Source organism: Yersinia sp. LJYL362, from assembly GCF_048323875.1.
Map to the genome: position 1 here is coordinate 20,038 of NZ_JBLWEX010000282.1, position 12,780 is coordinate 32,817.

A 12,780-nucleotide genomic window follows, 5' to 3' on the forward strand; every position below is an offset into this window, starting at 1 on the left:
ATGACAGCAGCCAATACCCGCGCAGGTGGGATCAGTTTTACCGGTTGTGACCCTATGGTCCCGATCTCTGCACCGAATATCGCGCCAAATGCCAATGGTATTCCTAATGTTAGTAATTACTTTTGTTGTGGAGGGAATGAACAAAATCTCAACACTATCCGTACGTCCACGATAGATACCGGCGGGATTACCGGGGCAGCTTCTGGAACACATTCAGCCAAGATGGACCCGATGCAAGGGTCGGGTAAGTACTTTATTCAGGGAAGTCCAGCAACACGTTTAGGAGATATGAGTATGACCAACAACAACAATGCGTCTTCGACGCAAATTGCGCCTAGTCAGACCAAGTATTTTATCAATGCGTAGCATATTCAGGCTTTTTCCCTGGCTGATTCTGCTGGGTAGCGCACTGCTAAGTGGCTGTAGCTGGTTTTCTTCAGCGCCGGAAATACCGCCACAGCAACGCCGAATTGAGCTGCGGGTTGTCACTACCCCCCATATCAATCCAGGGGCCAACGGGCAAGCGCAGCCTTTGAAATTATGTATTGTTGAGCTGAATAGCGAGGGGTGGTCGCCCTCTGGTTTATACCAAGGGACGCTTTGCAGCGGCATCAATACTGGCGCAGAGGTTGTCAGTGTGACGGAATACATGCTTACACCATTAGAGGAACGTCGATATCTCCGAGAGGTTCCTTTTGAACAAGAACGTTGGTGGGCCATCGCTGCTGAGTTTCAGGACATGAGTAACGGTAAAGGCTTTTTAACGTTCAAGTCTGATGCCCGTGATGATTTCAGCCGAGTGATTTTCGTTGATGGCAAGAACCTATCATTAGAAGCCATAACTGAGCAAAAAGTTTTAAAGGACAAATAATATGCTGCCAAAACAACGTGTTGCTTGGGTGGAAGGGATGTTGATGGAACCTCAGCATTTTCAACAACAGGAACGTTATTTAGAACACCTTACGGAAATGCGGGCGCGTAGTCTGAGTGCGCTGGCATGGGGGTTCCACAAATTAGGCATTAATCAGGGCTTGCTAGATCAGGGCAAAATCGCCCTCAATCATGCGAGTGGTATTTTTCCTGATGGCACACCTTTTAACATGGGTGAGAGCGAATTATTACCCCTGCCCTTTGACCCAGGGGAAAATTGTCAGGGGAGTGTCGTGTGTCTCTCGATCTTGATGGATATTCCAGGCAATACCTATATTGATCTAACACAGAGCCGACACGGTAGCCGTTTCATTGCTACGGATGCTGAAGTGAAAGATCGCAATCATGGTATTGCGGCAGAAGGAACACCATTGATCGCGATACTTCAGTTGGGACAATTACAGTCCAGGCTAAATTTGCGTGACAGTATCAGTGATGCAGAATCACTGCTGCCGATTGCTTATATCAAAGAACGTACCCGTGATGGGCGTTTGATTTTGGATGATAATTTTTTGCCGCCGATGTTGGATTTTCGCGCTATCGGTTGGTTAGAAAATGCGGTAACCGAGTTATTAGGTTTAATCGTTCAAAGACTTGAGGCGGTTTATCGACCTGATATACCCCTTTCGATTGGTGGTTTATCCGAGTTATTGGAACTGTTATTACTGCAAACACTCAGTGAGTACAACCTCAAACTATCGCATATTCTGATGCAAAAACAGGTACATCCTGAACAGCTTTTTCAATTGTTACTGGGACTGCTCGGGCAATTGAGTACGATTCCAGGTGGGGATAAACCCTGGGCAAGGCAGGATTTACTCTATGCACATCATGAGCCGCATAAAGGATATTTTGCCCTGTTCGCTGCTTTACGCCGCGCACTTTCACTGGTAATTGAAGCACCGGCGGTTGCCTTGCAGTTTGTCGAACGCGGTGACCATATTTACCTGTGTCAGAACGATGCACAACTGCGTCTGGAAAAACTGATTTTTACTGTCAGCTCAAAACTGCCAGCCGAAACTATTCGTTCGTACTTCCCGACTCAAACCAAACTTGGCCCAGTGGAGAAAATTGTACAACTGATCGATTTACAATTACCGGGAGCGAGGATGATCCCAATGCCCTCCCCCCCTAGGTATATCCCTTATTACCCAAACAGTGTCTATTTCGAAGTCGATCATACTGATCCTATCTATAAGGAAATGATGTCAGGTTCAGCTATTGCACTCAGCATCGTGGGTGATTTCCCTGAACTGCATTTTGAAGTTTGGGGACTAAGGCAAGGAAGACTCGGATGAACGATTTCGAACGCCAAATCCGTGAAGCCATTTCCGCAGCACGTAATGGCGCCAAACATGCGGAACAGTCATTAACCAATCCCTTGTGGCAAGCCAAAAGCTCAGTCGCCTCTTTGGGCGGCATTATCCCAAAAGAGAGTCGCCAATCAGATGCATCCTCGGCAGAACAGCAGGAAAAGACGGTGGTCGATACATTGGCTCATCCGGCAAATGAGAGTGTACTTGCGGTAAATCAGCCATTAATACCTGTTGATGACACTCATTCGGTACAAATAGCGCGAATATCTCCGGGTCATTCTCGGGGGATCTATGAACGCCCTAGGGTACTGCAAGGGCTTTGGGATAACCCTTTTATTGCAGCAGCAATGCCCTTATTACTCTTGGTAGAGAACATTCGCCGTTGGCCGAATCGTGTCGCAGCCGAAGTCAGGCTGTCGGTTGTCCGAGAATTGCAATTATTCCAGCAGAACCTACAAAAGAAGAACTGCCCACAGGAGGATGTGAGCCATCTATCTTACCTCCTTTGTACTTATATCGATGGCATTTTCAACGGGCTTCAGACATCAGAATCCTACAACCAGAGCTTGTTGGTTGAATTTCACCGTGATGCCTGGGGGGGCGAGGACTGCTTCGAGCATTTACGTGCCTATATGAACTCCCCAAAAGAGTACCGGGAAGTGTTGGAACTCTATGATTTGATTATCTGCCTGGGTTTTGAAGGTAAATACCAGATGTTAGAACATGGTTCGGTGTTGCTGATGGATTTACGCAACCGACTCCATACACAACTTTATGGTCAGGAAAACACCCAATCCTTGGCCATTGCGCAGGCGATCCAAGGTTCTCCACGTCGCCAATATATTAAAGCGCGAAAAATATTCATTTATGGTTTCGCATTCTGTTTGTGTGCTTATGGTGTTACCGCGTGGTATTTACATCAACAATCTCAGCAAATTCGCAGCAATATTTTGACGTGGGTGCTGCCTGAACCCCGTAAAATAAACATCATGGAAACCTTGCCGAATCCATTGTCCAACATCCTGAATGAAGGTTGGCTGGAGGTGCGCAAGGATCCGCGCGGATGGTTGTTGATATTCACCTCCGACGGAGCGTTTCGCACGGGGGAAGCAACACTTTCTGAAGAGTTTATCAACAAACAAAATATTGAGCGCCTTGGAAAAGCATTGGCTCCATGGCCTGGGGATATGGAGGTCATTGGTCATACGGATAACAAACCGTTCCGCAATACATCTGGCAACAATAACCTCAAGCTATCCGCCTCTAGGGCTAACGTCGTAGCTGAAAAACTACGGGAATCTACGCAAATTAACGAAACCCATCAGCGTAAAATCAGTGCTATCGGACGAGGTGAAAGTGAGCCTCTGGCCGACAATGCAACGGAAGAAGGCCGCCGTCGCAACCGTCGTGTCGATATCTTATGGAAGATTGGTCAGCGTGATGCTGATGAGGCGATGCAGGAATACCTCGAAACACCTCGTACAGAAACTCAGGGAACAGATACCCAACAATAGGAATTGTTATGATACGCAGACTGCTGATTTTACTGATTGCGCTGTTATTTTGCTACGTCGTGTGGTGGGTTGGCCCGCTCATTGCGATTGGCCTCTATTTTCCTCTGGGAGGGGTTTGGGTTCGTCAGATAATTATTGCTCTGACCTTATGCTGGGCATTGTGGCCATTTGTCGCCATTTTCTTTGGTTGGATATTCCGTTATGCCCGCACACCAATACCTCGACGTAAGAAAAAAATGGTTCAGCTTGATCGTGTATCTGCACGTTTTTATGATGCGATGCTGACACTAAAACATGCTGATTTATCCAATTATAAGACCCGCTGGCAGCGTTGGCGGCAACAGCGTAAACGCCAATATATTGATGCTAAACCCTGGTTTTTGGTAATGGGGCCACAGGGATGTGGTAAAACGTCGATCATTTATGAGAGCGGTGAAAAATTCCTCCTGTCGGAACAGTATGGTCTGGCACAGACCACCAATATTGGTCCTACCCAGGATTGTAATTGGTGGCTAACTGATCGAGCGGTTTATATCGATACGGCGGGGGAGTGGATTTTACTGCATGGTCAGAGTGAGGAGGCGGGTACTGCTCGGCAAAAACTGTTTTCGATGATCCGCAAACATCGCCACTATCCAGGGATTGATGGGATTATTCTTTGCCTTGATGTTGACATATTACTACAAGCGTCACTGACGGAGCGTAAGTCACTGGCTGATACATTGCGCCTGCGAGTGCAGGAGGTCACCTCAACCTTTCAAGCTGATATTGCAGTGTATATGTTGCTCAACAATATCGATAAGTTACCGGGTGGTGAAACCTTCCTCTCCTTGATGAGCGACGACCTCCTGGCTGAAGGACTTGGGATCAGCATGGCCCATAACGAGCTGGGGCAGAATGATTTAGTCGCTGACGCGCAACGTTACCGTGAGTTCCTGTCCGGCATCAGCCGCTATGTGTTGAAAATCATGCATGACTCACCCAATATGGAAATATGTCATCAGTTGCTACTGTTTACCGAAAGTCTCGGGGCAATACAAAAACCGCTATTTGGCTTATTTGAACAAATATTCCCAGCAACACCTATTGGTTATAGCGGTTGCTTGCGCCAATGTTGGTTCGGTAGCACCCATAATCTAACCTCATGGGAGGCTTTGTATTACCCGTCATCAACTAATATGGCAGAAGATCGGCCAGCAGGCTCCATGTATTTTCCGGCGCTGAGTCAGGCAATTAGCGAGCGAGGAGTCTTACACAGAACAGGGCCGATGCCTTTGCGCAATAGACTGCTAGCCTTTGGTAAATATGCTGGTGTAACTTTAGCGCTCGGTATCATATTGCTGTTATTAGCGATGCGTTATTTTTGGGAATATGACTATATTGGCTACGCAACCGCCCGTTTTGATGAAACTCGCCGTATCGTGCGCGATATTCCGCTTACCAACCAAGTTAACGATAATTTAGTCGCAGCTTACGAACAGTTGGGATATATCAACACACATTATCTGGAAAGCTCTCCTCCGTTATTAACGCCTTATTTTGAACATCGTTTACTTAATCAGGCGATGTTCGAAACTTATCACCGCCACCTGAATAAAGTGTTCTGGCCTGCTGTCGAGAATTACGTGGCTAACGAGCTTAAAAAAGATACCCAGTCTTTTGATGTTGATAGCTATGACACCTTAAAAATCTACCTGATGCTCGGACAGCCTGATAACCGCTCACCGGAGGCTCTGGTGCAATGGTTTATGGTTCGTTGGGAAGGTTTTGCCCCGCAGGGCTATACATTAGATGATCGGAAACTGTTCAGTTACCATTTGAGTGAGTTGTTCAATGGCTCATCTACAGCGGCGCCAGCCGCCAAGCTGAATGACGAATTGATCCGGGAGTCTCGTATTAAAGCTATGAAAACCCCAATACATATTCGGGTTATTAATCGTATTGAGGACGCACCGCTACCACCGCGGATTGAGAATATCTCCTTGGTCGATGCAGCCGGATCCAGTGTCACACTTATGCTAAGGCGTAAAAGCCCCAAGACAGTGACAGATATAGCGATCCCGGCGTTTTATACTCGGGCCAGCTATCACGATGTGGTTAATTCACAACTTCAGGCAGCATCAGAAATGATGATCAATGAGGAAAAATGGGTACTGAGTGACGGTAAATCATCGGTCAGTAAAATGAGTTTACTTACTGCGGCCCAAAAATTGTCTGGCGAAGCCCGTAAGTATTACCTGATGGAATATGCCAACCAATGGGATGCTTTCCTTAAGGATATACGGGTTCGCCCGATCAATGGACTTGATGATGCCGCCTTGTTGGCCCGGCAGTTCTCAGACCCATCATCTCCTTTGGCCAATCTGGTGCGTTTCGCGTCACGTGAAACAACCTTGGGCATTGAAAGCTCAACCAAAGGAGGCATCTCATCAGGTTGGTTTGATACTCAACGCAATAAAATCACTAATGCTCACCGTAGCATTAGTGACGAAATATCGGGTGAGCGTTCACGTTTTCGTTTGACTCCGGAAAAGGCGGTAGAGGATCGCTTTGAGATGTTAAGACGCTTGGGTCTTGCTTTACAAAGTACCTCTACCAGCAATTCAGATCCACTGGCCAAAACTTTTGAGCAAATTTATAACCAGTTGGTCACGCTTTCTACTTCGCTACGAGCAGGGCAGATCCTGCCACAAAACAACGAGTTTAATCGTTTACAAATCGATATGGCCCGTCAGCCAGAGCCGATACGCAGCGTTATGATGGATCTGTTGGCGGTAGGTCAAACACAAAGCTTGCAGCAGAGTAAGTCCAACCTCAGTAAAGGTGTTTCTTCAATAGCTTCAGATTTATGTAACACCACGGTTAGTGGCCGCTATCCCTTCAATCGCTCGTCGAAAGAAGAAATAGGTATTGGCGATTTCAATCGGATGTTTGGCCGTACCGGTGCGATGCAAAATTTCTTCGATCAGAATCTCGCACCTTATATCGATACTAATGGCAGCCGTTGGAAGGTTAAACCAGACAGTGATGGGGTAGTGACAGAAAAAACATTACGAGCGTTTGAGAACTCAGCCCGGATCCGTGACACCTTCTTTGACACCTCCGATAAGATGGCTATATCTATGATTATAAGGCCAATTTCATTATCGCCATCAATTTTGGAGGCAGTCCTTGATGTCGATGGTCAGATACTGACCTACAGCCACGGCGCTAGCCAGCCAATGCGGTTTGAATGGCCGGGGCCGAAGGGGGGAGTCTACATCCGTCTGACATTCAAAACCCGTGATGGCAGCGTGGAAACGGTCAATTTCAATGGCCCGTGGGCTATTTTCCGCATGTATGACGCCAGTAACGTAATGCCATTGGGACCAAATAGCCGTGAACTGACGATGGCAATGAATAATGTCAGCGGTTTTTTCAACGTTGAACTGAGTTCCACCATGAAAGATTACCCCCTGTGGTCAAAAGCATTGACCCAGTTCTCATGCCCTAAAAATCTCTAACCGCAAAATAAGGAAATACACATGCTTGATCCTAAAAATATGCAAAATGTATTGAAATCATCAGCTGATCTTGGTCAGCAATCTCAATCTGATTTGCAAAAACCCTTTATAAAGGGTATGCAAAATATGGAAATGTCAGGGGCCGATTCGGCACGCACAATTATGCAGTCCGTTAATCAATCCTGTCAGACCATGATGAATGATATGAATAAGGTATTAGCTGGAGTACAGGATAATGTCGATGCACATCAAAAAATGCAGAGCGGAGAACGTCCGAAAGATTTTGAGACAGCGATGAATGACCTGCGCAATACCCTCTCCAATGGTTTCCCAGAAGAGATGAAAAGCATGTTTGATAAGCTGCCCAAAATATAGCTAACAGCGACAAAAAATAAGTAAATACACAATATCTCAGGTGGATTAGAACCCCACTTAATGTGGGGTTCTGTCGCATCAGCGTAGGAACGTAGCTGTAGTGGCACACTAAATTTGGCCACCTGAATAGAGGTGATATCATCACCTCATCGTCAAAACAGGTGACACAATGAACTGAACCGCACCGGTTTTGTGGGAGGTTTTTTAGTCCGGGAACTCAGGCTGCCATAGCTCCGTTCCCGATGGATGCATAATACGCTTTTTCAACCTCTATTGGCGGGATGTGACCAAGACGTTCCAGTAACCTGCGATTGTTGTACCAGTCCACCCACGTCAGCGTCGCCTGCTCAACCTCTGAGCGGTTTTTCCAGTTCTGCCGGTGTATCACCTCCGCTTTGTAAAGACCGTTGATGCTTTCGGCCATGGCATTATCATAAGTGTCACCTGTGCAGCCCGTTGACGCCAGAAGTTCGGCCTCCTGCAGTCGTTGTGTGTACGCCAGTGAGACATACTGCGAGCCCTTATCCGAGTGATGGATGGTCTACGGGCCCACAGCGCCTGCTCCAGCGCATCCAGCACGAACGTGGTTTCCATCGATGATGACACCCGCCAGCCCACGATGGCACCGGCGAACACGTCGATGATGAACGCCCTGGACTTATTGCCTGTCTGAAAGCCCTACGACCAGATGACACACTTATCGTATGGAAACTGGATCGACTAGGTCGTGACCTTCGTCATCTAATTAATACGGTGCATGACCTGACCGGACGAGGGATAGGCCTGAAAATATTGACCGGTCACGGTGCAACTATCGATACCACGACAGCTGCCGGCAAGCTTGTTTTTGGGATCTTTGCCGCACTGGCCGAGTTTGAGCGCGAACTAATTGCCGAGCGAACGACTGTAGGCCTAGCCTCAGCAAGAGCCCGCGGGAGGAGCGGCGGACGGCCTTACAAAATGACGCCAATAAAATTGCGATTAGCAATAGCATCAATGGGACGGCCGGAGACAAAAGTCAGTACGTTATGCCAGGAGCTCGGCATCACTCGGCAGACTCTGTACAGACATGTTTCCCCTAATGGGGAATTGCGTCCAGATGGGGCAAAATTGCTTGGCCGGATCTGATTATTGACTTCTACCACCTGATAACAGCCAGTGATCGCGAATGGATAGCATATTTATCCACACTGAACCGTCAATGGCTTTAAAGATTAGGTTTACTGCTGAAGTAATTCTGCTTGTTGTGACGCTGCCTGTATTAACTAAAATTCCAAAAAATTTATCTATATCAGTTCTGGAGAGTTCGAAGCCGCGTGCGTCATTATGGTGCGCAGTTACATTGACGGTGCGCAGATCGTTTACAATTGGCTTTGTTAAATCTGGATTTAATGGTACTGGATAGTTTTTTAGTAACGGGGATTACATATTTTATGCATGTAGTGAGAATAATACCACCAACCTTACTGTTTGAAACAGAAGCGTTGGCAGTATTAAGGGGAAACAATCTTAGGTAGGGTTAATAACTTTCCAGCTGCTACCATCAGACATATACATTATGTGTTGGCCCTTGTTTAACTTCGTAATAGAACCATTTACATGAACTGATGAACTGTAACCAGCACGATGGTCCACAAATATTGATTTCCATTTTAGATTGTTAGGCTCCGGGAAATAGATATTTGGTGCCCAATTACCATCCCGAGAGCGAATAGCTACCAAGTCGACTTGGTTCAAAGCGTTAGATATGGTCTCTGCGGTCAAGTCGTTATTGTTGACAATCGATACTATAGGAGCATTTGGGGAGGCCATCGCACGAAGATTGCTTATGGTATTGATGCATGCATCACCATTACATGCAGCTTTTACCACATAAGGATCATTGCAATTTCCATAGGTATAGGAACTCTGCCCTGCCTTTGTTTTGTCATCGCCTATTGGGTTCAGAAAGATTGAGCTTTGAGCACCCATCACATAACAGGAAGAAAGCTGACCATTCCCTTGGGAATACTCTTCAACAAAACCGGAAGATGAGTATAGCTTGCCGAATGTATCTGGAATTTCGATAACGCCAACCGTTGTAGCTGTACCATCCATCAGATCGGTCACTACCCCTGTAACCAGATTTCCATTTTTGGAAACATCTAATTTGTACTGATGCCCAGTTTTCCACGGCACAACAATCTGGCATTGTACTCCAGAACCTTCGTGATCGAAGTGACTACACACACCACTCTTCCATCCTTTTGCCTTCCAGATAGAGTAATTAAAGGCATGAACTCCATCGCCCCGGTTTTGTAAACCAATATACCCACCATCTCCATTTTTGAAATGAAACTGATTTGCCCAGTAGTATTTGGAGCCTGTTCCGCCATCGTTACTTATCTGCTGAAAGAAAGATAATTTATTAAACTCTGAGTCGGCAGGCCATGAATGCTTTACCGAAACAATCCCACCGGCTACAACCGCATGACTTAAGGGGCTAAACAGAAATAACAACGGGACTAACAAATTTTTTATGATTCTATAGCTCATAATTTAATTCCTCATTTAAATTCAATAAAACTATATTTACACTCACCAATATAAGAACATTGGCTTAATTAAATAATAACAATATTAATTAAATAACAACAATATTAATTGATAATTAACATTAAGGATTGTTCTGTGAGCAACTACACAACCTATATGAAAAATATCAATATTTGTTGGCTATTTTATGATGACATGAGGGAAATTATCAGTGCCGTCAAATCATAGGTTCGCCTACACTAGACCGACTGGCATGGCACCAATGGGATGTTCAGAGACAAAAGTCAATACTTTATGTCATGAAATGGGGATAACCCGGAAAACGTTGCACAGACATATATCCCCTGATGGCCAATTGTGATCTGACGGTATAAAGCTACTCAGCATGGCATAATTTCTGTTGCCGGAAAAATCTGGGATTCCGGCGTAGAACCCCTTATCGGTTTGGTTGCCTGGTTGGGGCTGCCGGTTGGCTTGAATACAGTGTTTGGCCCATCGGGATTGGTGTCTATTCCGCTAATGACTTCAGCCCAAGGGATTTTCGCCGGAATGCTGGTTTACGTGGCGGGTTTACTCATCTCATATGCTGCGGGCTTTATTCTGACGTGGTTTTTCGGGCATAAAGATATTGATTTAAGCTAGTGGCGATGTTTGATTTGGCCCTGCCACACAGCAGGGCCGCTAACCGAGATTAAAGCGAACCTTTATATAGGTTATATCCCAACTGTTGCGCCACTGATGCCACCATTTTTTGGCCGCGGACACTATTGCCTACCGGGTCAAGGGGCGGTGAAAATGCTGCAATGCCCATCACACCCGGCACTACTGCCAAGATTCCGCCACCGACACCGCTTTTACCCGGTAATCCTACCGTGTATGCCCAATCTCCAGAGCTGCCATACATCCCTTCCATGGTCATTTCTGCCAAAATAAAGGGCGTATTGCTGGCCGTCAGTACCTGTTTTTTAGTCACAGGGTTGACTCCCGCCGCCGCAAAGGTTGCCCCCATCGTGGCCAGTTCAATAGTATTGAGCAATGTTGAACACTGACGAGTGTATACGTCACAAGCTTCCATCGGGTCGCAATACATGGTCTGAGCCGAATAAAGCAGCCAGGCAATGGCGCGATTATGAAAATTAGTGGTTTGTTCTGAATGGTTAACTTCATCCGAAAGTGCAATCGGCGCACCTGCCAGTTGCTGTTGCATGTCCAGAATCCGCGCCCAGCGCTCTTCACGGCTGCTCGCCTTAATCGCACTGACTGTCGACATCGCTCCCGCATTAACCAACGGCGACAAGGGCTTACCATTATGCAGTTCCAACGCAATGACCGAGTTAAAAGGTAAACCCGTGGGATCTGCACCTATTTTTTCTTGTACGGCCTGTGGGCCAATATCTTCTAATGCCAAGGCGAGAGAGCACACTTTCGAAATAGACTCTAAAGCAAAACGAAAATCAGCATCACCTTGCGAAATAATATCGCCATCAATCGTGACAATGGCCAACCCAGCAAGCTGACTGGGAACACTGGCCAGATAAGGAATGTAGCTGGCATTCTCCCCTCCGGCGAGGGTGGAATATTGTGAATAACTATCCTTAACAACGTGATTCAAGCGAGCTAGGTCAATAGTCATAACACTGACTCCAACACTAAATATTATTGAGCAGGGGGCCGAAGCCGCCCTGTATGAAGAGGAAGGACGTTAGCTTTTTGGTGCTTTTACAGCCGCCGCAGTGACGTCATTGGTATGTATCGCCGAGGTACTCGGAATCCCTGGATGCCCCTTTTCCGCCTGCCAGGTAAAGGGAGCGAAATCGCTATTAGCATCACGCCAGTGAGGTTTGCGAACGATATAAATCAAGAATGGCAATATGACAAAGAACAGTGTGGTGGCGATCAGAATACCGACATATTCTGTTGGGCTGCCCACCGAGATTTGGCTGGGAGGAATAAAGCTGAATACGAAAGCCAGAATTGAGCCAATAAGCCCCGCGCCACCAATAATCCACATGCCGATTGCCCCACCGGGAATATGATACGGTCGCGGACGATTCGGCTGACTGTAGCGCAGATAAATAGCCGAACTGAACATCAGCATATACATGATGAGATACAGGATAACCGTCATCTGACTCATTATCTGATACGCCGCCTGCACCGAAGGTAATACCACAAACAGTATTGCCAACAAGGAAACCAGCAAAGCCTGTAGCAGCAGAATATGAGTCGCCATGCCATTTTTATTGGTATGTTGCCACCAGCGTGGCAAATAACCCGCTTTCGCCACTACCAACAAACCTGAAGATGGGCCAGCAACCCAGGTCACCACCCCCGCCAGCACGCCAATAGCCAATGCAAAAGCAACCACTGGCCCCAACCATTCCAAATGCGCCCACTTGAACATATCATCGTAAGCCACCAGCAGGCTTTGCGTCAGGCTAATTTCAGATTGTGGAATAATAAAGGCAATTGCCAGAGTCCCTAATACGAAAATAAGTACCGTCCCCACCGCGGACAACATAATAGCAATGGGATAGTTTCTATTCGGGTTATCCACATCTTTAACATGGATGGCATTCATCTCCATACCGGCATAGAACAAGAAAA

At 46.6% G+C, this 12,780-nt stretch carries 9 protein-coding genes and 3 pseudogenes; 8 read left to right on the forward strand and 4 right to left on the reverse strand.

Annotated features, from left to right (window positions below; genetic code table 11):
* The 6 genes from ACNSO8_RS18620 to ACNSO8_RS18645 are packed head-to-tail and all read left to right on the forward strand — an operon-like array spanning nucleotide 1 to nucleotide 7,638.
* Nucleotides 1–366, forward strand: coding sequence for a PAAR-like domain-containing protein (locus tag ACNSO8_RS18620; protein ID WP_418395503.1), 366 nt, complete (start codon nucleotides 1–3; stop codon nucleotides 364–366).
* Nucleotides 359–871 (forward strand): type VI secretion system lipoprotein TssJ, encoded by a 513-nt coding sequence (gene tssJ / locus ACNSO8_RS18625; protein ID WP_418395504.1) that lies wholly within the window; start codon nucleotides 359–361, stop codon nucleotides 869–871. The genes ACNSO8_RS18620 and tssJ overlap by 8 nt, the downstream gene beginning before the upstream one ends.
* A gap of 1 nt (nucleotide 872) precedes the next feature.
* The gene (tssK, locus tag ACNSO8_RS18630; protein ID WP_418395505.1) at nucleotides 873–2,228 is read left to right on the forward strand and encodes a type VI secretion system baseplate subunit TssK; all 1,356 of its coding nucleotides are present in this window, start codon (nucleotides 873–875) and stop codon (nucleotides 2,226–2,228) included.
* Nucleotides 2,225–3,760 (forward strand): type IVB secretion system protein IcmH/DotU, encoded by a 1,536-nt coding sequence (icmH, locus tag ACNSO8_RS18635; RefSeq protein ID WP_418395506.1) that lies wholly within the window; start codon nucleotides 2,225–2,227, stop codon nucleotides 3,758–3,760. Before tssK ends, icmH begins: the two co-directional genes overlap by 4 nt.
* 8 nt (nucleotides 3,761–3,768) lie before the next feature.
* Nucleotides 3,769–7,263, forward strand: a complete 3,495-nt coding sequence (tssM, locus tag ACNSO8_RS18640) for a type VI secretion system membrane subunit TssM (protein ID WP_418395507.1) — start codon at nucleotides 3,769–3,771, stop codon at nucleotides 7,261–7,263.
* Nucleotides 7,264–7,284: 21 nt separating this feature from the next.
* Nucleotides 7,285–7,638 carry a DUF6277 family protein gene (locus ACNSO8_RS18645; RefSeq protein WP_418395508.1) on the forward strand — a complete coding sequence of 118 codons (354 nt, stop codon included), beginning with the start codon at nucleotides 7,285–7,287 and terminating at the stop codon, nucleotides 7,636–7,638.
* Between the two features lie 217 nt (nucleotides 7,639–7,855).
* Here ACNSO8_RS18645 and ACNSO8_RS18650 read toward each other — a convergent pair.
* A pseudogene (locus tag ACNSO8_RS18650) lies at nucleotides 7,856–8,289 on the reverse strand (DDE-type integrase/transposase/recombinase); the annotation flags it as partial.
* Between ACNSO8_RS18650 and ACNSO8_RS18655 the strand changes: the two are divergent.
* A pseudogene (locus ACNSO8_RS18655) lies at nucleotides 8,281–8,766 on the forward strand (recombinase family protein); the annotation flags it as partial. The pseudogenes ACNSO8_RS18650 and ACNSO8_RS18655 overlap by 9 nt on opposite strands.
* Before the next feature lie 381 nt (nucleotides 8,767–9,147).
* Here ACNSO8_RS18655 and ACNSO8_RS18660 read toward each other — a convergent pair.
* Nucleotides 9,148–10,173: a DUF3472 domain-containing protein gene (locus tag ACNSO8_RS18660; protein WP_418395509.1), complete on the reverse strand. Its 1,026-nt coding sequence runs from the start codon at nucleotides 10,171–10,173 to the stop codon at nucleotides 9,148–9,150.
* A gap of 438 nt (nucleotides 10,174–10,611) precedes the next feature.
* On the opposite strand from ACNSO8_RS18660, the pseudogene murP reads away from it, so the two are divergent.
* Nucleotides 10,612–10,815, forward strand: a pseudogene (gene murP, locus ACNSO8_RS18665) (PTS N-acetylmuramic acid transporter subunit IIBC); the annotation flags it as partial.
* Between the two features lie 49 nt (nucleotides 10,816–10,864).
* On the opposite strand, the gene glsA reads toward murP, so the two are convergent.
* Together glsA and ACNSO8_RS18675 are read right to left on the reverse strand one after the other, a co-directional pair.
* The gene (gene glsA / locus ACNSO8_RS18670; protein WP_418395510.1) at nucleotides 10,865–11,806 is read right to left on the reverse strand and encodes a glutaminase A; all 942 of its coding nucleotides are present in this window, start codon (nucleotides 11,804–11,806) and stop codon (nucleotides 10,865–10,867) included.
* A 69-nt stretch (nucleotides 11,807–11,875) separates the two neighbouring features.
* Nucleotides 11,876–12,780, reverse strand: a 905-nt coding sequence (locus tag ACNSO8_RS18675; RefSeq protein WP_418395511.1) for an amino acid permease, incomplete at its 5' end; no start/stop codon positions are given.